Origin of the sequence: Pseudomonas sp. Irchel 3H7 (assembly GCF_900187605.1) — a bacterium.
In the GTDB taxonomy this organism is placed as follows: domain Bacteria; phylum Pseudomonadota; class Gammaproteobacteria; order Pseudomonadales; family Pseudomonadaceae; genus Aquipseudomonas.
The window spans coordinates 312,337-332,652 of sequence record NZ_FYEA01000007.1 but is presented as its reverse complement, the minus strand read 5'-3'; the positions used below and the strand labels follow the sequence as shown (position 1 = coordinate 332,652).

Genomic DNA, 20,316 nt, shown 5'->3' with positions numbered 1-20,316 from the left:
CCTATGCCTGGTCGACGTAGCACGGCGCGGGGTCACAGCCTACGGCAGGAATTATCATGCCGAGCATAGACGCCCTCGCCGATCGCTTATCGACCTACCTCGGCAACGACCAGGTCAACCTGGTCCGCCGAGCGTATTTCTACGCCGAACAAGCCCATGACGGCCAACGCCGTCGCAGCGGCGAGGCGTACGTCACGCATCCTCTTGCCGTGGCGAATATTCTTGCCGACATGCACATGGACCATCAGAGCCTGATGGCCGCGATGCTGCATGACGTGATCGAAGACACCGGTATTGCCAAAGAAGCGCTGCAAGCGCAGTTCGGTGAAACCGTGGCCGAACTGGTCGACGGGGTCAGCAAACTGACTCAGATGAATTTCGAGACCAAGGCCGAAGCCCAAGCCGAAAACTTCCAGAAAATGGCCATGGCCATGGCACGCGACATTCGCGTGATCCTGGTCAAGCTCGCCGACCGCCTGCATAACATGCGCACGTTGGAAGTGCTGTCCGGCGAAAAACGCCGCCGGATCGCCAAGGAAACCCTCGAAATCTACGCGCCCATCGCCAACCGGCTGGGCATGCACGCGATCCGCATCGAATTCGAAGACCTTGGTTTCAAGGCCATGCACCCGATGCGTTCCGCGCGGATCTACCAGGCGGTCAAACGCGCCCGGGGCAACCGCAAGGAAATCGTCAACAAGATCGAAGAATCCCTTGGCCATTGCCTCGCCATCGACGGTATCCAGGGCGAAGTCAGCGGTCGCCAGAAACACCTCTACGGCATCTACAAGAAAATGCGCGGCAAGCGTCGGGCCTTCAACGAGATCATGGACGTCTACGCGTTCCGGATCATCGTCGACAAGGTCGATACCTGCTACCGCGTACTCGGCGCTGTACATAATTTGTACAAGCCGTTGCCGGGGCGCTTCAAGGATTACATCGCGATCCCCAAGGCCAACGGCTATCAGTCGCTGCACACCACGCTGTTCGGAATGCACGGTGTACCGATCGAGATCCAGATCCGTACCCGTGAAATGGAAGAGATGGCCAACAACGGCATCGCCGCGCATTGGCTGTACAAATCCAGCGGCGACGAGCAGCCGAAAGGCACTCACGCCCGCGCCCGCCAGTGGGTCAAAGGCGTGCTGGAAATGCAGCAACGTGCCGGCAACTCGCTGGAATTCATCGAAAGCGTGAAGATCGACCTGTTCCCGGACGAGGTCTACGTGTTCACGCCCAAAGGCCGGATCATGGAGCTGCCCAAAGGCTCCACGGCGGTCGACTTTGCCTACGCGGTCCACACCGACGTCGGCAACAGCTGCATTGCCTGCCGGATCAACCGTCGTCTCGCACCGCTGTCCGAACCGCTGCAAAGCGGCTCCACGGTCGAGATCGTCAGCGCCCCCGGCGCCCGGCCGAATCCGGCGTGGCTCAATTTCGTCGTCACCGGCAAGGCCCGCACGCACATCCGCCATGCGTTGAAACTGCAACGTCGCTCCGAGTCCATCAGCCTCGGCGAACGCCTGCTGAACAAGGTGCTTAACGGTTTCGACAGTTCGCTGGAGAAGATCCCGGCCGAACGCGTCAAAGCCATGCTCACCGAGTACCGCCTCGAACTGATCGAAGACCTGCTCGAAGACATCGGCCTGGGCAACCGCATGGCCTATGTGGTCGCCCGCCGCCTGCTCGGCGAAGGCGAACAGTTGCCAAGCCCGGAAGGCCCGCTGGCGATTCGCGGCACCGAAGGCTTGGTGCTGAGCTACGCCAAATGCTGCACGCCGATCCCGGGCGACCCGATTGTCGGGCACCTGTCGGCGGGCAAAGGCATGGTCGTGCACCTGGACAACTGCCGCAACATCAGCGAAATCCGGCACAACCCGGAAAAATGCATCCAGCTCTCGTGGGCCAAGGATGTCACCGGCGAATTCAACGTCGAACTGCGCGTCGAGCTGGAACACCAGCGCGGCCTGATCGCCCTGCTGGCCAGCAGCGTCAACGCGGCCGACGGCAATATCGAGAAAATCAGCATGGACGAACGCGATGGTCGCATCAGCGTTGTCCAGTTGGTGGTCAGCGTCCACGACCGAGTGCACCTGGCCCGCGTGATCAAGAAGCTGCGCGCCTTGACCGGGGTGATCCGCATCACCCGCATGCGTGCATAACTCAACCATTACAAGGAGTCATACATGACCAAGACCGTTATCACCAGCGACAAGGCCCCGGCCGCCATCGGCACTTACTCCCAGGCGATCAAGGCCGGCAACACCGTTTACATGTCGGGTCAGATTCCGCTGGACCCAAAAACCATGGAACTGGTTGAAGGCTTCGAAGCCCAGACCGTCCAGGTGTTCGAGAACCTCAAAGCCGTGGCCGAAGCGGCCGGCGGTTCGTTCAAGGACATCGTCAAACTGAACATCTTCCTCACCGACCTGAGCCACTTCGCCAAGGTCAACGAGATCATGGGCAAGTACTTCGACCAGCCATACCCGGCCCGCGCCGCCATTGGCGTTGCCGCCCTGCCAAAGGGTTCGCAGGTTGAAATGGATGCCATTCTGGTCATCGAGTGATGCGCACGGCGCGGCCTTCAACCGCCGCGCCGACTGCTGCAAGAAAAGGTTTTGAAAGGATTCCACCATGCGCAAAGCGCTAGCTCTCCCGCTGCTCGCCATTTTCCTCGGCGGCTGCGCCAGCAACCCTGCCGACCGTGATATCAGCGGCACCTGGATCAACCAGGTGGCGATTGATGCTGCAGCCAAGGGCGGCCCCCTGCGCGAAGCGCTTCAGGCTTACGGCCCGAACCTTGAGTGGGACGTCAACACCAAGGCCGGTCAGGCCCGCTACACCAACGGTTTTGAGAACGTCGAAGGACGGCTGCTGGGTGAAAAATCCGGCGCCTGGAAAGTCGACTTCTATGGCAGCTCCGCCAGTGAGCTGAAACGCGACGGCGGGCAGCTGCAGCAAGCCGCCAGCGATAACGAACCGGAGCAGGTTTTCGACCGTGCACAGATTCCGGTGCCGGAAGGTGCACCGATCGGTGCCAGTTTCGAACGCGCACTGTATTCCGCCTACATGGGCGGCAACTGGACAATCGCCAGCGGTCAGGGCGAAGGCGGCACTGTGCAGTTCCAGGCTGATGGCCAGGTCTCCGGTTTGCCGGGGGCCGACCGTTATGCCTTGTGCCTGGCAGGTGATTGCGCTTCGATGAGCAGCACCAACGACAACATGTGGTTGCAGCTCAACGGTCAGGGCAATGCCTACATCTTTGCGCGCAAGGGCAAGGAGCTGGAGATTTTCCAGGCGGTGAACACCGCGCTGGCAGATGAAATGCCGCAATACACGCCGGGCGAGCGCAAGTGGTTGCTGGAGAAGCAGTAACCCGGACCACAATCCGCTGAGATCCCCTGTAGGAGTGAGCCTGCTCGCGATAGCGGTGTAACAGTCAGCATAAGTGTTGAATGTTAGACCGCTATCGCGAGCAGGCTCACTCCTACATTTGTTTTTGGGGTGTCAGGAAGTCAGCATTTACCTTCGAGGATCGCAGCGTAACCTTCGCGATAGCTTGGGTACTCAGGCGTCCAGCCCAGCGCCTTCACCCGCGCATTGCTGCAGCGTTTGCTGCCGGTACGGCGAACGCTGGCGTCGTCGGCCCATTCGGTAACGCCCAGATACTCGCGCAACCAGCCCACGACCTCAGCTAAAGGTGCCGGTGCATCGTCGACACCGATGTAGATCTTCTCCAATTGCACGCCCTGCCGTGACTTTTCCAGCAGAAACGCCAACAGTCCCGCCGCGTCATCGGCGTGAATGCGATTGCCATACAGCGGCGGCTCGACGGCTACGCGATAACCGCGACGCACCTGAGTCAGCAGCCATTCCCGACCCGGGCCATAGATCCCGGTCAGGCGCAGGATGCTCGCAGGAATGCCACTGTTCAGCGCAACCTGCTCCGCTTCGAGCATCAGCCGCCCGGAATAACCGGCAGCGATCGTCTCGGATGCTTCGTCAACCCACTCACCCTCCTGCTGGCCATAAACACTGCTACTGGACACGAAGATCAGTTGCTCAGGCACCTGACCATAGTCATCCAGCCAGCTCAGCACATTCTGCAAACCCTGCACATAAGCCGCACGATAACCGGCCTCATCGTGATCAGTAGCCGCGGCGCAATACACCAGATAGTCCACTGCCCCCACCGGCCAGGTGGCCGGGCAGTCTTCGTTGAACAGGTCGCCGGCAACGCCGATCACCCCAGCAGGCAGCTTCGAAACATCCCGGCGCAGGCCATGAACTTCCCAGCCAGCCGCCAGCAATTGCTTGGCCAGACGACTGCCGACATCACCACAACCGGCAATCAAAACAGAAGGCGCGGACATCAAAAAACTCCTATCGCAAAGGCACAGACTAGCGCTGGCAAAGGACGAACGGCTAGCAATGCAGGAAAAAAAGATACTCTATTACTTTTGTTAACAAGAATTACTTGCAATAATGCACGCCACTTTTGTTCTCGGCCTTACGAGGCCTGGTAGAGCATCACCGTTTTTCTATCTCAGGTCCGGCCAGCATGACACGTAATCAAACCTCCGCTTCGCCAACCAATCGACCTCGCGCCTGGAGCGCGGTGGCAGCGCTGCTGCTCAGCCTGATGCTGGCACCGACCGCCGCTTTCGCCGACGCCCAGGCACCTGCAACGCCAGCCGCCACCGAGCAAAGCGCACCAGCCGCCGCTCCGGCTGCCCCGGCCGCTACCGATCCGGTGCAAACGGTTGACGCTGCCGACGTTCCTGAAGTTCTCGAAGCCGACAACAGCCTGGGCATGGCCCACGACCTGTCGCCGTGGGGCATGTACCAGAACGCCGACATCATCGTGAAAATCGTCATGATCGGTCTGGCCATCGCTTCCATCATCACCTGGACCATCTGGATCGCCAAAGGCTTCGAGCTGATGGGCGCCAAGCGTCGTCTGCGTGGCGAAATTGCCGCCCTGAAGAAAGCCACCACCCTGAAAGAAGCCAGCGCCACCGCCGGCAAGGAAGGCACCCTCGCCAACCTGCTGGTGCACGACGCGCTCGAAGAAATGCGCCTGTCGGTCAACAGCCGCGAGAAAGAAGGCATCAAGGAACGCGTGAGCTTCCGTCTCGAGCGCCTGGTTGCCGCCTGCGGTCGCAACATGAGCAGCGGCACCGGCGTCCTCGCCACCATCGGTTCCACCGCACCGTTTGTCGGCCTGTTCGGTACCGTTTGGGGCATCATGAACTCCTTCATCGGCATCGCCAAAACCCAGACCACCAACCTTGCCGTCGTGGCGCCAGGTATCGCTGAAGCGCTGCTGGCCACCGCACTGGGTCTGGTTGCCGCGATCCCGGCCGTAGTGATCTACAACGTCTTCGCCCGCTCCATCGCCGGTTACAAGGCGCAGGTTTCCGACGCCTCGGCAGAAGTGCTGCTGCTGGTCAGCCGTGACCTTGATCACCAGCCTGAGCGCAGCTCGCAGCCGCACATGGTCAAAGTGGGGTAATCGGCCATGGGCCTGCATTTGAAAGAAGGCGCAGACGACGATCTGGCCGAGAACCACGAAATCAACGTCACGCCGTTCATCGACGTGATGCTGGTGCTGTTGATCATCTTCATGGTGGCGGCTCCATTGGCCACCGTGGACATCAAAGTCGACCTGCCCGCCTCGACCGCCAAACCGGCACCGCGGCCAGAGAAACCGGTGTTCCTCAGCGTCAAGGCTGACCAGCGCCTGTACATCGGCGACGATGAAGTCAAAGCCGAAACCCTTGGCGCCGTTCTCGACGCCAAGACCCAGGGCAAGAAAGACACCACCATCTTCTTCCAGGCCGATAAAGGCGTGGATTACGGCGACCTGATGAGCGTGATGGACAAACTGCGCTCTGCCGGTTACCTGAAGGTCGGTCTGGTCGGACTTGAGACGGCAGCCAAGAAATGATCACGACGCGCCATAAGCTGACGCGTTACAGCGGTAGCCTGGCCGTGGTGCTGGGCGTTCATGCGCTGGCCATCGCGCTGGCGCTGAACTGGACCGCCCGCCCGCCCATCGAGTTGCCACCGCAGGCAATGATGGTCGAGTTGGCCCCGGTTCCGGCCCCGCCACCGCCTGCTCCGCCGAAAGTCGTCACACCGCCGCAGCCACCGGCTCCGGTTGAAGAGTTGCCGATTCCGAAGCTGGCCGAAGCACCGAAAGCGGAAATCGCGGTGCAGAAACCCAAGCCGAAGCCCAAGCCTAAACCGCCGAAGCCGGTCGAGAAGAAGCTGCCTGATCCACCGAAGGAAAAACCTTCCGAGGAGAAGCCGGCCGATACACCGCCGACCCCGGCACCGACGGAGAAATCCGCTGCACCGGCGCCCGGCCCGTCGCCGGCACAGTTGGCCGCCAAGGCCAGTTGGCAAGGCACTCTGCTTGCGCATTTGGCCAAGTACAAGAAGTACCCGCAAAGTGCACAGGCGCGGGGCAAGGAAGGCTTGAACCGTCTGCGCTTCGTGGTCGATGCCGAAGGTAATGTGCTGTCGTTCGAACTGGTGGGCCGCTCGGGCAACGCCGATCTGGACCGGGCTACCCTGGAAATGATCCGTCGTGCGCAGCCGCTGCCCAAGCCACCGGCCGACATGCTCAACAACGGCTCGATCGAAATTGTTGCGCCGTTTGTTTACTCCCTCGAACGCCGCCGTTAAGTAGCAAGATCAAAAGATCGCAGCCTTCGGCAGCTCCTACAGGGAAATGCATTCCAATGTAGGAGCTGCCGAAGGCTGCGATCTTTTGCTTTATGCCGTAGTCGCATTGAGCGCTCAGTCTGATAACGTGCGTCTATCGATTGCAGCCGGTATGCTTGGCCCGCATCTTCATGGACGCTTGCTATGACCCTCACAGAATTACGCTACATCGTTACCCTCGCCCAAGAGCAGCATTTCGGCCACGCCGCCGAACGTTGCCACGTCAGCCAGCCGACCCTGTCGGTGGGCGTGAAGAAACTTGAAGACGAACTCGGTGTGCTGATTTTCGAGCGCAGCAAAAGCGCCGTGCGCCTGACCCCGGTCGGCGAAGGCATCGTCGCCCAGGCGCAGAAAGTCCTCGAGCAGGCGCAAGGCATCCGCGAATTGGCCCAGGCCGGCAAGAACCAGCTGACCGCGCCGCTGAAAGTCGGCGCGATCTACACCGTCGGCCCATACCTGTTCCCGCACCTGATTCCGCAACTGCACCGGGTCGCCCCGCAGATGCCGTTGTACATCGAAGAAAACTTCACCCACGTGCTGCGCGACAAACTGCGCAACGGCGAGCTTGACGCGATCATCATCGCCCTGCCGTTCAACGAAGCCGACGTGCTGACCCTACCGCTCTACGACGAGCCGTTCTACGTCTTGATGCCGGCCCAGCACCCGTGGACACAGAAAGAAACCATCGACGCCGGCCTGCTCAACGACAAGAGCCTGCTGCTGCTCGGTGAAGGCCACTGCTTCCGCGATCAAGTGCTGGAAGCCTGCCCGACCCTGACCAAGGGCAACGACGGCGCCAAGCACACTACGGTCGAATCCAGCTCGCTGGAAACCATTCGGCACATGGTTGCGTCCGGTCTGGGCATCTCGATCCTGCCGTTGTCGGCCGTCGACAGCCATCACTACGCCCCCGGCGTGATCGAAGTGCGTCCGCTGTCGCCGCCGGTGCCGTTCCGCACCGTGGCCATTGCCTGGCGCGCGAGCTTCCCACGGCCGAAAGCCATCGAGATCCTCGCCGACTCCATTCGCCTGTGTTCGGTGGCCAAGCCAGCGGCACCGGTTACAGCCGGTTAAGCGAGCGTCATGACGGAGCTGTCGCAAGTGTCGGTGACGGCACTCAAGGGTGTCGGCGAAGCCATGGCCGAGAAATTGGCCAAGGTCGGCCTGGAGAATCTGCAAGACGTGCTGTTTCACCTGCCGCTGCGTTATCAGGATCGCACCCGCGTGGTGCCAATCGGCGCGCTGCGGCCGGGGCAAGACGCCGTGGTCGAAGGCACCGTCAGCGGCGCCGACGTGGTCATGGGCCGCCGGCGCAGCCTCGTTGTGCGTTTGCAGGACGGCACCGGCGGCCTCAGTCTGCGCTTCTACCATTTCAGCAACGCGCAGAAAGAAGGCCTCAAGCGCGGCACCCGCGTTCGCTGCTACGGCGAAGCCCGGCCCGGTGCGTCAGGACTGGAAATCTACCACCCGGAATACCGCGCCATTACCGGCGACGAACCGCCGCCCGTGGATGAAACCCTGACCCCGGTCTACCCGCTCACCGAAGGCCTGACCCAAGCGCGTCTGCGCCAGTTGTGTCTGCAGACGCTGACAATGCTTAAGCCAGACACCCTGCCCGACTGGCTGCCCACCGAACTGGCCCGCGACTATCACCTCGCGCCGCTGACCGATGCGATCCGCTACCTGCACAACCCGCCCGCCGATGCCGACGTCGATGAACTCGCCCTCGGTCATCACTGGGCCCAGCATCGTCTGGCCTTCGAAGAACTGCTGACCCATCAACTGTCGCAACAACGTCTGCGCGAAAGCATGCGTTCGCTGCGCGCGCCAGCGATGCCGAAAGCGAAAAAACTGCCGCCGAAGTATCTGGCCAACCTCGGCTTCAACCCGACCGGCGCACAACAGCGTGTCGGCAACGAAATCGCCTACGACCTCAGCCAGCACGAACCGATGCTGCGACTGATTCAGGGGGACGTCGGCGCGGGTAAAACCGTGGTCGCGGCTCTCGCTGCATTACAGGCGCTGGAGGCCGGTTACCAAGTCGCACTGATGGCGCCGACCGAGATTCTCGCCGAACAGCATTTCATCACCTTCAAGCGCTGGCTCGAACCGCTGGGCATCGAAGTCGCGTGGCTGGCCGGCAAGCTCAAGGGCAAGAACCGCGTCGCCGCGCTGGAACAGATCGCCAGCGGCGCGCCGATGGTGGTCGGCACCCACGCGCTGTTCCAGGACGAAGTGCAGTTCAAGAACCTCGCGCTGGTGATCATCGACGAACAGCATCGTTTCGGTGTGCAGCAGCGTCTGGCGCTGCGGCAGAAAGGCGTCGGCGGACGCATGTGCCCGCACCAGCTGATCATGACCGCCACGCCGATTCCACGGACATTGGCGATGAGCGCCTACGCCGACCTCGACACCTCGATCCTCGACGAACTGCCACCCGGACGAACGCCGGTTAACACCGTGCTGGTCACCGACACCCGCCGCGTCGAAGTCATCGAACGCGTGCGTGGTGCCTGCGCCGAGGGCCGTCAGGCCTATTGGGTCTGCACGCTGATTGAAGAATCCGAAGAGCTGACCTGTCAGGCCGCCGAAACCACGTTTGAAGACCTCACACTTGCCCTCGGGGAACTGAAAGTCGGGCTGATTCACGGGCGCATGAAACCCGTCGAGAAGGCCGCCGTCATGGCCGAATTCAAGGCTGGCAACCTGCAACTGCTGGTCGCGACCACGGTGATCGAAGTCGGCGTCGACGTGCCCAACGCCAGTCTGATGATCATCGAAAACCCCGAGCGTCTTGGCCTCGCACAACTGCACCAATTGCGCGGCCGCGTTGGCCGGGGCAGCGCCGCCAGCCATTGCGTGCTGCTCTACCATCCGCCGCTGTCGCAGATCGGTCGCCAGCGCCTGGGCATCATGCGCGAGACCAACGACGGCTTCGTCATCGCCGAAAAAGACCTCGAACTGCGCGGCCCCGGGGAAATGCTCGGCACTCGCCAGACCGGCCTGCTGCAATTCAAGGTCGCCGACCTGATGCGCGACGCCGACCTGCTGCCTGCCGTCCGCGACGCCGCGCAAGCGCTGCTGGAACGCTGGCCGACCCACGTCAGCCCATTGCTCGACCGCTGGCTGCGCCATGGGCAGCAATACGGCCAAGTGTGAGCACCGTCGCAGTTTCTGAAGGATCGTTCCGACAGAGCTGGTTATACTCCTGCCATTGTTTCAAAAACGGATACAGACCATGACCGAAGCTGCTCTCGCCCCCGAATCTCCGCACGCTCCGTCTGTTATTCGGCTGCTGCTCAACAAGCTGGGCGTTGCCTACGAAGAAGTGCTCGATCACCACGGCCTCAATGCCTCGCGCAAGGTACAAGCCGTGTTGCTCGACGACGCCGTCGGCGCGTTGATGGTGCTGTTTCCACAGAGCCAGCTGCTGGATCTCAATCGCCTCGCCGAACTCACGGGCCGGCGCCTGACCGCCGTGTCCACCGAGCGCCTGGAAAAGATGCTCGGCAAACACAGCCTGAGCCTGCTGCCGGGCCTGCCAGCGCTGACCAGCTCGCCGTGCCTCTACGAAGAAAGCCTGCTGCGCGAACCGAAGTTGCTGATCAACTCCGGCGAGCCGGGCCTGCTGCTGGAAATCGCCAGCGAAGACTTCAAAACCATGCTGACCAAGGCCAGCGCCGCCAACTTCGGCGAAGCCCTGAGTAGCATCCGCCCGAACCTTGATCGCCCGGACGATGACCGCGAGGAAATCACCCAGGCCGTGCAAGCGTTCACCGCGCGGCGCATTCAGCAGCGTCTGGAAGCGACCATCGAGATTCCGCCGCTGGCCGAAACCGCGCAAAAAATCATCAAGTTGCGTGTTGACCCCAACGCCACCATCGATGACATCACCGGCGTGGTTGAAACCGACCCGGCGCTGGCCGCGCAAGTGGTGAGCTGGGCAGCGTCGCCGTACTACGCCTCGCCAGGCAAGATTCGTTCGGTGGAAGACGCGATCGTTCGCGTGCTCGGTTTCGATCTGGTGATCAACCTCGCGCTGGGCCTGGCCCTCGGCAAGACCCTGAGCCTGCCCAAAGACCACCCGCAACACACCACGCCGTACTGGCAGCAGTCGATCTACACCGCCGCCGTCATCGAAGGCCTGACCCGCGCCATGCCGCGCGCCCAGCGTCCGGAAGCTGGCCTGACGTATCTGGCCGGTCTGCTGCACAACTTCGGTTACCTGTTGCTGGCCCACGTGTTCCCGCCGCACTTCTCGCTGATCTGCCGCCACCTGGAGGTCAACCCGCACCTGTGCCACAGCTACATCGAGCAACACCTGCTCGGTATCAGCCGCGAACAGATCGGCTCGTGGCTGATGCGCTACTGGGACATGCCCGACGAACTGGCCACCGCCCTGCGCTTCCAGCACGACCCAAGCTACGACGGCGCCTACGCCGAATACCCGAACCTCGTCTGCCTGGCCGTGCGCCTGCTGCGCAGTCGCGGGATTGGCTCCGGGCCGGATGAAGACATTCCGGATGCGTTGCTGGAGCGCGTGGGGTTGACTCGCGACAAAGCCAACGACGTCGTCAGCAAAGTGCTTGAGGCCGAAGTCCTGCTGCGCGAACTGGCTTCGCAGTTCAGTCAGGGCTGAAAGCAAAACGGGCAAGCGACCTCCAGTTGGAGCGACGCTTGCCCGCGATGTACCCAACGCCCCGGCTTAATCCGACTTGTTAAGGTAACGGATCACCCAGCCTTTTTCGTACCCGAAGTCGGTGAAATACACTCCGCCCACCACGATGCGGCCATCATCCATTACGGCCATGCCGTGTGGATATTCGAAACCCGCGCTTTCATTGAAAACGGTAAATCCCGTACCAAAGAAAGAAGGATCCGGAGAACCATCGGCCAGAAAGCGTGCGGTGACCGCGCTGAGACTCTCATCAAGCGCGCCAGTGCCACTGCTACCGCAAACGATGACTGAACCGTCCGCACGCGGCACGCAATGCAACCATCTGACGCCTTGAGAGACAGGCGAAGATATTAGCGGTTGACCACCATTGAACACCCGATTGTAGGAGCCGCTGAGATTGAGCACCGCAATCAAGCCATGAGAAACGCCCTCCACCGCCGCACCGCCGGCCACAACGATTTTGTCATCGACTACTGCCACAACGTCCAGACTGATCCATTCATCGTGGGGCACATACACCGCTCCTTTGCTTCCAAATCCCGTGTCAACCTTGCCCGTGGCATCGAAACGAGTCACGTAGGCGCCAGGCTTACTCACCGCGAAATAATTACCGCAGATCACCACGGCGCCGTCAGCCTGGGTCGCGACCGCTTGCGCAACGATGTCCGAAGGCGAAATATCTGCAAGCTCTATGAACGCAATGCCAGTGCCGTTGAAGGTCTTATCGGGTGAGCCATCCGGCTCGAACCTCAGAACGATACCTTTTGCCCTTCCGGCAGCATCTGCAATGGTACTGACTACGACGATTTTTTCGTCCAGTTGCTGAGCAGCCATCCCTGCTGCGCCAGCCCTTGCGGCATCGCTGGCAGACTCGTGCACCACCTCGGAATATGCGCCTCCTCCCATCTTATCGTAGGGAAGATAAAGCACACCTTGTTCCCCGAAAGACGTTTGCAGTTGCCCGTCCTCGCGCTGCCTGACCAGCACCAGGCCCGTCGAGTTAGTCGCGCCCTCTTCCGAGTACTGAGCACCAACCAGCCAACCGCCATCGCTCAGCGGTGTAAACCCGAGGATCCGGCTCATGTAAAAAATTTCTTTCAGCCTGATCTCGACATAGCCGGAGTCTTCTCCACCGAAAGCCGAGTCGAGAGCACCGTTTTCAAGCAGGCGAACGATCCGCGTAGGCGCACCGGGCGTTGAAAGGCGAACGGCGACCAGCAATTTGTTTTGCGGCAGCGCCAGCAGCGCCCTGACGTCATATCCCGAGAATCCCGGGAATGGAAATCTGAGGATGCCGGCGTCGCCAAAAGTCGGATCGTTATTCAAAAGTGACGTGCCCGCCAGATAGCGCACGAAGCGCCCTGGGACTTTGGGAAGATCAGAATGGACGGATAGTTCGATGCACACCACGATCCGGCTGTCCCCCATGACGGCCACACCTCGCGCAGAGGCTGCCCCTGCGCTGTCTTCAAACAACGCATGCCCCGTACCGTTGAAAGCCGTATCCGGTTTTCCATTAGCAAGAAAACGCGCCGTCACCATGGCTGATTCACCGTGACCGACAACAACGATCGAACCACCCACCTGCGAGGCATGCGTCCACGCCAACCCTTTCAGTAACGGCGAAAACAGCGGCTTGCCGCCATTGAACACAAGGTTTGCCGCGCCGCTGGTCGTGAACGCAGCGATCAACCCACCTTCAAGGCCACTACGCAAGGCTTGGCCCGCGACGATAATCCTGCCATCGCCTTCACGTACCGAAATCGATTGCAGAAAACTCTCGCCTTCGTCGTCGGGAATCAACACGGCCACGCCGCCGTTGAACTGACTGTCCAGTGCGCCATTTGTGTCCAGACGCGCCAGAAAAACTCCACGGCCTCCCGATTCGTCCTGGTATGCACCGCAGACCAGCACCTTGCCATCGGCTTGAACGGCGATACCGGAGACGTTATTCGATGTGGCGACATTCACAACCACATAGCCCGAACCGTTGAATGATCGATCGAGGGAGCCATCCGCTTGCAGACGTATCACAACGCCCACTGGCAATGGCGCATCAGCAAAAAACACGAGATGAAGCAGGACGATTTTGCCGCCCACCTTCAGGGCCGTTGACCGTAATGAAGCGTGCGCAATCTGAGAAGATCTGCCGGTCGGGCGACTGGTCTTGCGCGGCACGCTAGCGGGGTCGGGGTTGCCATAATGGGAGATGAACCGCACGCCGTTGGTGCCGAACGTTTCGTTCAGTTCACCGGTCTTTTTCAGGCGGACCAGTGCGAGGCCAACGTCATCGGAGGTAGTCGAGAAATACTGAAGGCGTATCAGCCAACCATCATCCTCGAGCGCATCGAGACCGGATACATAGCTGATCCGAGCCCCTTCCAGCGCTATTTCAACGAAACCTCTGCGCGCCGGACCGAAGGTCTCGTCCAGCGAACCGTCGTCATTCAGCCTTGCAATGGCAACCGGGGCATTCGCTCCCGTTAAGGGTATCGCCACGAGAAATTTTGAATCGGGGAGCACCAAGACCGCCGCCGCTTCGTCGCCCGCGATGCCGGGTATCGGTAACGTCAACACGCCATTGCGAGCAAATGTCGGATCGAGTGACCTAGGGGTCGAAATACTGTGTGTCTGCGTCATGAGCTTGTTCCATCAAGTTGGTGAGTCCCTTAACGCTGGAACTGGAACTTGAGTAGAGCATCGCCATGACGCACAAAACACCTGATAGAAATGACAGTCCGGCTGTCTTTACGAGCCGCAATGATGGCCTTACAAGACAAGCGCACCGTTATTCAGTGCGCGCGCATGGATCTGTTCAAGCCAGCACCTTCTTAAGCCTTAGCCTTAGCCTTTCTTGGCTTCAAATACTTCATCAACCCCTGAAACCACATCACCAGCGCCGGGTTGCCCTTGAGCTGGATCGACTTGTCCTGAATCCCCTGCATAAACGCCAACTGCTTGTTCTTCGCCTGCATCGTCGCGAAGCCATAACCGGCATCTTTAAACGCAATCGCAAACGCCGGCTCTGCCACCACGCCAGACTTGCTGGTGATGCGCTGATCCTTGACCACGAAATGCCGCGCCACTTTCCCATCCAGCGTCTGCAACTGAAACACCAAATCCTTGTCACCCAACTGCTGCTGGAACGCAGGATTTGTCCGGCTGGCCTTACCCATCAACAAACCCATCATCCACAGAAGAAAACGAAATTTCATGCGCACAGCCTCAAAAGGAAAATGAACGGCCGGGGCAGTGTAAGGGATTCGGACGATAACGCCAGTATCTGCCGCTGTTGGAAGAGGATGCTGACTATTCCCCGCACGATGACCGCCAAGTCACGATTCAGCGCTCGCCCACTGATCGTTCCCCCGCTCCGCGTGGGAATGCATCCCGAGACGCTCTGCGTCTCACCACTCACCTTTCCTACACCTGTTGAAACACATCCCTGTAGGAGCCGGCGAAGCCTGCGATCTTTTGATCTTCCGGCCCGCGAATTTATGGGAAATTTCCTGCAAAGTGCGGGGCTGTGCGTGAACTAGGCGAGTTGGCTGGCTATCGATAGGCTCTGTGTGTCGCCGCAGATTGGCGATACGGACGTGCAAGTCCGGTTGGAGTACACATTGGTTATGGCAATTCGCCGAGCGTTTTCCTATGCTCGCGGATCGTTATGGCGGCTGTGTATGGGAGGCCTTCGGGTCTGCCGGGTTACTCCACCGGTCTTGCACACCTATGCACAGCTGCCACCACTTTCGAAGTGCGAGCGAAACGGTGTCGGCTCCTTAAACTGGAGTAAGACCGAATGATCAAACCAACACCCAATCCCCCAGAAAACCCAGACGTTTCGCCCTACGAAACCCTGGAATCAAAGAAATTCCACGAAGCCGCCGAGCGCGCCCTCGACCACCATTTCAAACCAGCCGTCGAACCACATCCCAAACGCGAGAACGGCCACTTCAAACTCTCCCCCGGCACCGACGCCGAAGCCCTCATGGCCAACGCCTCCGAAGACCTCCTGTCCATCAGCGTCATCGCCTGCGACCTCGCCGACGACCTCCACGGCTCCCGCCGCTCGGTAGCCCTTGCCCTGAGCAGAATGGCGGACGGGGTGAGATTGATGGTGGAAGGGACGCTCGACCAGATTGAAGTGCGAAGCGTGGCGGCCAAGCCGTAGCGAGATTTGCGGATGAAAAAAGGGGACGTTAAGTCCCCTTTCTGCAACTGCCTGTAAAAATCCAGGCACAAAAAAACTGCCAGTCACGGCAGCTTTTTTGAGAATCCGAAAACCTTCAACCAGCCAGTCGACCGACTGGCTCAAAATCAGAACCTTTGGCCAACGCAACATCCAGAAAGCGGCTGCGCTTACCAGAGCGCTTGGCCAAAACTTCACGAGCTTCAGCCTGGAACCGAGCAGCCATCATAGGCTTGGGTTCATGTTTGGACTTTTTCATGGAAACCTCTCGGGTCTCGAAATTTGACTGGATAGTATTACCGCTCAACCCCAATAACAAGCCGGCCCGTCGGATCAAAGCCAAACCCTAAACTCTCATACAACGGTATAGCAGCGGCGGCTGGTTCTTGAACTTCAATTTCCGTACAGCCAATCAAGATCGCGTAGTTTTCAATCGCGGTTAATGCCAAAGCAGCCACGGTGCCTCGCAACGGATGAGATCTGTCCGGCTTACCCTCCAGAATCACAATCTTGATGCACAGCTTGCTCTTGCGAGGCGACGCATAACATAACCCACATAATTCTTGATCGAACCAAAGCGAGACGTCAAAACCACGGGTGTCTGCTTGCTTCCATTGGTGCACATCGTGCCACGGGTACAAGGTAGCCTCATCTCCCCAAAGATCGGCCGCCTCGATGGCAACGGGAGTAATGGGCTCGTACTGAATTCGAGTTGTATCAATACCTCTGGTTATGAGGTTCTGGTTCCCACGCGCCAGATCTTCCGCTGCCTTGCGCGCTTCAGATCGCCAGATCTGGTAGCGATACCCGTTCCCTCGACTCTTGGACATGGACAACCACTGGCAATTTTCAAGGTCGAGAGCGTAGCGGCGTTTGAAGGCTTTTGAACATCAACAGAAATACCCTGACATTGATTATCTGGTTCGAGCAATCCGCGGCCCTCTAGCCTCAGCCACTTACGCCATCGCTCAACGGCAGGACGGGGTGAGATTGAGCCATGTCGTAACGAGATTTGCGGATGAAAAAAGGGGACGTTAAGTCCCCTTTCTTGAAGATTTCATCCCCACTGACAACCCGTCTCCGGAGAGGCTTCGATACTGAAGTCCTCATCGAACGAATACTGCTTGCCGGATTTGTAATTCGTGTAGCGCATCGAGTTCACCCGAGCGCCTTGCGTTGCAATGACATACTGCCCCGTCACTGCACCGTCTGAAACTTCCACCCAAGTCGTCGTGAATTCGTAGGGCCCGCTCTCCGTCATGACGTACTCTTCGGTTCGGTGATGAACCAAAGCAATAGCTTTCTTCGACTTGCTGTACCTGACACTTGCGCCGCTCCATTTGGCGGCCACCTCGTAATAGGTTCTGAACTCAAAATTGATGTTTTTGCCCTCCAGCGAATGGAAGCACCTTACCTGTGTAGAAACTTCGCTGTGGGCCGCCAACGGCAACACCAATAGCAGCACTAAAAATAACTTCTTCACAAATCCCTCTGAATCCGTTCTGTTGAATACGCTTATGCCGATGAACGCCGGCGTTTCTAAAGCGAATAATCCGCCACTTCTTCCAGCCGCCAACACTGCCCACGAACAAACCGATATTCGAAGACATAGTCGGTATCCGGCTTCTGCAGAATCGCGATCGCTTTTTTGTCCCGTGCTTCCTTGACGGTCAACGTCAGGCCCTGGGCCTCTCGCGTTGCTTGATCCGGAATGACAGGAAACTTCAGTTGATCGCCGCTGAGACTGCGCTTTTCCATCTCGGGTTCGGGATCGCCGGCCACGGTCGTGACCATTTTCAGCGGTTGTTGTACGAAGGCTTTTTGCACATCTGCGCGTTCGGAGAAAGCTGAGAGGAACGCTGAAAAGTCGGTCGAAGGGCAAGCAACATTGGACGTATCAACCTCGGCTTTGAGTGGATTCTGGCCGATGTCCTGATGCAGTTTTGAATCCGCAATTATCTTTGCATCCAAGTCTGCCAAGCGCTTTTTAATGCTGGTCGCATTCTTGTAAGCACATTCGACCTTTACATCATCCGCCAGATTTCGACCGTCGAGGCAGTTCTCAAGCTCGGGATCTGGTGGGTCGCCACTAAAAAACCGCAAAGCCAATTGTTCGCCGTCCTTCACCAGTGGCAATTCCAGCACCGAATAGGAATCACCTTCGAATTGACTGTGCGAGACTTTTTGTTTTGTCAGAACAAACATGGACTTCCCCGCTTGCTCCGGGAATTTGCGTTCAAAGAAGAACACCGAGGCGATCTGCTCACCTTCGACCTTCCACACATAATTCAGCGAAGGCTTCACTGCATTCGTGGTGGTGTAGAAGATCTCGGCGTAAGGAACATGCCCTTCCCTCACCTGACCTTTGAGGTTGTTCTTCAAAAAGAACACGGTGATTTTTTGATCACCGAGCGAGGCAACTACTGGCGGATGCAGCTCACCGATGGTTTGTGGGTCACTCGCTAATGCCTGCTGAGCCAACAAGGCAACCATGAATCCGAGCGCACTCATACAACTTAAGAGCTTGGCCAATTCCACTCACTTCCCTGTTGATCAATCTTCGAATGTTAATGCTGATGGTTTCACGATGACTCAGCTGCGCCGCACTTCAGCTCTTTGATTTGCTCATTCTGGATCGGTATCACACAAGCGAGCCGCTTCTCTCTTTCCCCACGAAGCTCGAACAAGCTGAGCGTCAGGTGTAAACCATCAGTAGCGAACGCATGATCCTCAAACACCGCACTGGCATAGCCATCCCAAAACGACTTGCCCTCGAAACTGCAGAACCGCTTGGACGCCAGCACTCGCCAATTGCCATCGGGCGCGAGAAGCTGGACATTGAGGCAAGGGTTGCCAAACGTAGTGACGTAGCGAGCTACCACATCACCGAAACGTTGCGAGGCCGATGCAGAAACCTTGGCCACATCGACCACTTCACTCGGGCCGTCAGGCGCAATCGCATCCAGGTAGGCGGCACGCTCCAGACTCATTCTGGTGATGCACTTATTGAGTACTTGGGAATAAGCCTGCGAACCGGGTGCGACAGCCGTGGTTTCGAGGGGGCAGGTGGTGTCACGCAATTTGATCCAGGCACGTTGCGACTCTTTGGCAGCGGTCATATTTGTCTTGGTCAGTTCCGGTTCGGGGCTGGACTCAAACCGCGACATCAGTTTTTTGTAGCTGGCATTGAGTCGTGCGTCGGCATTCTTGCGGTCGGCCTCCAAGCACTCATCGTATTGCCAGCTCACGTTGATGACTTTGCAGGTGTCCTCGGCATGCGCGATTGATGCGCACAGCGCTCCAAGAGGCAATGCGATAAAACGGACAATCCTGTTCAATTTTTCATTCCCTGATGTGCAGTTCGCTCAATCACTCTTTGCGGAATTTTCTGCGCCTTGCCGTCGGCGCTCATCGCGTCGCGGTACTCGCGGTAATAACGCTGCGCCTCTTCTTTCCGATCAAGGCGCCAGAGCGAGTCGGCAATGTTCAACATCAGTACCGTGCGTTTACCAACGGCCTCAACGCCGCGATAAAACTTCAGCGCCAGCTCATCGTTACCGCCCTCGGCCAAGTAGAAAGCCAAGTCGTTAAAAGCTTGAACATTGCGCGCTGGTGGGTGACAAGCCATATAGGACTCTGGACTTATAGTGCGAAGATTGAATGCGAGTTCTTCCACGCGAGATTGCGGCATCTCAATATTTGAGACCTGCTTCAATAAGTCCTTTGGAGACGGCGTCTGCAGGACGAGGTCAGGCGCATCCTCTTCCCCGGAAGTCCACCGATTGCCCTCCCACTTGCCGTAGCAAAACCTGGCTGCAGGCTGACTGAGCACGCAACCGGTCTCCATCGAAATGACCCCGCAACCAGTTTCCTCTGTTGGGATTTCTTCACCCTCCTGGCCAATGACAACGCCATACAGAGTCTGAAGGAGGAGCAATGTTTTCTTGTCGGGACTTAACCAAGCCTCATGCGTTTCAGTACCCACCGCGGGTACATAGAGGGGAAACGTTTTTCCATTGGCGGTAAACGAGGCAACCGCCGACTCCGCAGCGGGCCTGCCCCATGTCTTGTCCTTCAGCGTCACTAAGTGCCCGCCAACCCCCACGATCTGAACATTTTCAGACAAGGCATTGGCTGAAACTAACAGGCCCATGACAAACATCAACCGCTTAAGACTGCCCGCGAGAAGACGGTTCATCTACTCACTCCTCATCCATCGGCGACGATTCCACGTCGGTCATGCTTAGCAGCCGAAACTCATTGTTCACAAACTCGTAGTAACGATCCCGGTTACCGCTTTCCAACGCGTTCCCTTGGGCGTCCTCTTCACCGTCGAGCGTGATGCCGGACACGATAACCAAACGACTATCGGGCTGGTAAACCATGCCGACGGTGCTGCCGTCGTAAGCATTCGGCAGACCGCCAACCACTTCACCGGTCTGGGCATCCAGCACTTCGCCGCAAATCGCGCTGCCGCCACAGCCGAGCCTGTGCAGGATGTAATGGCCGGCGAAGTTGACCTTGCCTTTCAGGGCTTGCACCCGTGCCTGATCCATCATTGGGCTGCTGTTTTCTTGCGGCACCAGCTTATGGTTGGGGCCGGTGAAAACGGGCGTGACAGTGTAATCCTTGAAGACTGGATCGGCAGCGAATGCCATGGACGCGGCAGCCAATATCAAGCTGCCGAGAAGAACTGAAAATCCTTTCACGTAATAAC

General features: G+C 58.8%; 20 protein-coding genes. 10 read left to right on the top strand and 10 right to left on the bottom strand.

Annotated features, from left to right (window positions below; all coding sequences use genetic code 11):
- Window positions 1-56 precede the first annotated feature (56 nt).
- The 3 genes from spoT (at window position 57) to CKW38_RS15820 (ending at window position 3,375) form a co-directional block, all read left to right on the top strand.
- Window positions 57-2,162 carry a bifunctional GTP diphosphokinase/guanosine-3',5'-bis pyrophosphate 3'-pyrophosphohydrolase gene (gene spoT / locus CKW38_RS15830; protein WP_007920338.1) on the top strand — a complete coding sequence of 702 codons (2,106 nt, stop codon included), beginning with the start codon at window positions 57-59 and terminating at the stop codon, window positions 2,160-2,162.
- Window positions 2,163-2,186: 24 nt separating this feature from the next.
- A complete protein-coding gene (locus tag CKW38_RS15825) occupies window positions 2,187-2,567 on the top strand; it encodes a RidA family protein (RefSeq protein ID WP_003229509.1) in 381 nt (126 codons plus the stop codon).
- 67 nt (window positions 2,568-2,634) lie between these two features.
- Window positions 2,635-3,375 carry a hypothetical protein gene (locus CKW38_RS15820; protein ID WP_007920337.1) on the top strand — a complete coding sequence of 247 codons (741 nt, stop codon included), beginning with the start codon at window positions 2,635-2,637 and terminating at the stop codon, window positions 3,373-3,375.
- Between the two features lie 140 nt (window positions 3,376-3,515).
- Here the strand turns inward: CKW38_RS15820 and CKW38_RS15815 are convergent, their stop codons facing one another.
- Window positions 3,516-4,373 carry an SDR family oxidoreductase gene (locus tag CKW38_RS15815; RefSeq protein WP_007920336.1) on the bottom strand — a complete coding sequence of 286 codons (858 nt, stop codon included), beginning with the start codon at window positions 4,371-4,373 and terminating at the stop codon, window positions 3,516-3,518.
- A 188-nt stretch (window positions 4,374-4,561) separates the two neighbouring features.
- Here CKW38_RS15815 and exbB point away from each other — a divergent pair, with 188 nt between their 5' ends.
- The 6 genes from exbB to CKW38_RS15785 all read left to right on the top strand — a co-directional run bounded on the left by exbB (window position 4,562) and on the right by CKW38_RS15785 (window position 11,371).
- Entirely contained in the window at window positions 4,562-5,515 is a 954-nt protein-coding gene (exbB, locus tag CKW38_RS15810) for a tonB-system energizer ExbB (protein WP_007920335.1), read from the top strand.
- Window positions 5,516-5,521: 6 nt separating this feature from the next.
- Complete coding sequence (gene exbD, locus CKW38_RS15805) at window positions 5,522-5,950, top strand: TonB system transport protein ExbD (RefSeq protein ID WP_007920333.1); 429 nt, start codon at window positions 5,522-5,524, stop codon at window positions 5,948-5,950.
- On the top strand, window positions 5,947-6,693 hold the full coding sequence (locus tag CKW38_RS15800; protein ID WP_007920332.1) for an energy transducer TonB: 747 nt from the start codon (window positions 5,947-5,949) through the stop codon (window positions 6,691-6,693). The genes exbD and CKW38_RS15800 overlap by 4 nt, the downstream gene beginning before the upstream one ends.
- Window positions 6,694-6,876: 183 nt before the next feature.
- A complete protein-coding gene (locus CKW38_RS15795; protein ID WP_007920331.1) occupies window positions 6,877-7,806 on the top strand; it encodes a hydrogen peroxide-inducible genes activator in 930 nt (309 codons plus the stop codon).
- Window positions 7,807-7,815: 9 nt separating this feature from the next.
- On the top strand, window positions 7,816-9,891 hold the full coding sequence (gene recG, locus CKW38_RS15790) for an ATP-dependent DNA helicase RecG (RefSeq protein WP_095113215.1): 2,076 nt from the start codon (window positions 7,816-7,818) through the stop codon (window positions 9,889-9,891).
- Window positions 9,892-9,970: 79 nt separating this feature from the next.
- A complete protein-coding gene (locus CKW38_RS15785) occupies window positions 9,971-11,371 on the top strand; it encodes an aminoacyl-tRNA deacylase and HDOD domain-containing protein (RefSeq protein WP_007920329.1) in 1,401 nt (466 codons plus the stop codon).
- Between the two features lie 66 nt (window positions 11,372-11,437).
- On the opposite strand, the gene CKW38_RS15780 is transcribed toward CKW38_RS15785, so the two are convergent.
- Complete coding sequence (locus CKW38_RS15780; RefSeq protein ID WP_095113214.1) at window positions 11,438-14,050, bottom strand: hypothetical protein; 2,613 nt, start codon at window positions 14,048-14,050, stop codon at window positions 11,438-11,440.
- A gap of 191 nt (window positions 14,051-14,241) precedes the next feature.
- On the bottom strand, window positions 14,242-14,625 hold the full coding sequence (locus CKW38_RS15775) for a hypothetical protein (protein ID WP_007920327.1): 384 nt from the start codon (window positions 14,623-14,625) through the stop codon (window positions 14,242-14,244).
- 584 nt (window positions 14,626-15,209) lie between these two features.
- Here CKW38_RS15775 and CKW38_RS15770 point away from each other — a divergent pair.
- Window positions 15,210-15,581: a DUF6124 family protein gene (locus CKW38_RS15770; RefSeq protein WP_095113213.1), complete on the top strand. Its 372-nt coding sequence runs from the start codon at window positions 15,210-15,212 to the stop codon at window positions 15,579-15,581.
- 115 nt (window positions 15,582-15,696) lie between these two features.
- Here the strand turns inward: CKW38_RS15770 and CKW38_RS30200 are convergent, their stop codons facing one another.
- From CKW38_RS30200 to CKW38_RS15740, 7 genes are all read right to left on the bottom strand, one after another.
- Entirely contained in the window at window positions 15,697-15,858 is a 162-nt protein-coding gene (locus CKW38_RS30200; RefSeq protein ID WP_163012154.1) for a hypothetical protein, read from the bottom strand.
- A gap of 37 nt (window positions 15,859-15,895) precedes the next feature.
- Window positions 15,896-16,429: an N-acetyltransferase gene (locus CKW38_RS15765; protein WP_095113212.1), complete on the bottom strand. Its 534-nt coding sequence runs from the start codon at window positions 16,427-16,429 to the stop codon at window positions 15,896-15,898.
- Between the two features lie 227 nt (window positions 16,430-16,656).
- Window positions 16,657-17,082 (bottom strand): hypothetical protein, encoded by a 426-nt coding sequence (locus tag CKW38_RS15760; RefSeq protein WP_095113211.1) that lies wholly within the window; start codon window positions 17,080-17,082, stop codon window positions 16,657-16,659.
- 56 nt (window positions 17,083-17,138) lie between these two features.
- Window positions 17,139-18,137, bottom strand: coding sequence for a hypothetical protein (locus CKW38_RS15755; RefSeq protein ID WP_256588386.1), 999 nt, complete (start codon window positions 18,135-18,137; stop codon window positions 17,139-17,141).
- A 44-nt stretch (window positions 18,138-18,181) separates the two neighbouring features.
- Complete coding sequence (locus CKW38_RS15750) at window positions 18,182-18,937, bottom strand: lysozyme inhibitor LprI family protein (RefSeq protein ID WP_095113210.1); 756 nt, start codon at window positions 18,935-18,937, stop codon at window positions 18,182-18,184.
- Window positions 18,934-19,797 carry a type IV pilus biogenesis/stability protein PilW gene (locus CKW38_RS15745; protein WP_095113209.1) on the bottom strand — a complete coding sequence of 288 codons (864 nt, stop codon included), beginning with the start codon at window positions 19,795-19,797 and terminating at the stop codon, window positions 18,934-18,936. Before CKW38_RS15745 ends, CKW38_RS15750 begins: the two co-directional genes overlap by 4 nt.
- A gap of 4 nt (window positions 19,798-19,801) precedes the next feature.
- Window positions 19,802-20,257: a hypothetical protein gene (locus tag CKW38_RS15740; protein ID WP_095113245.1), complete on the bottom strand. Its 456-nt coding sequence runs from the start codon at window positions 20,255-20,257 to the stop codon at window positions 19,802-19,804.
- Window positions 20,258-20,316: the final 59 nt, after the last annotated feature.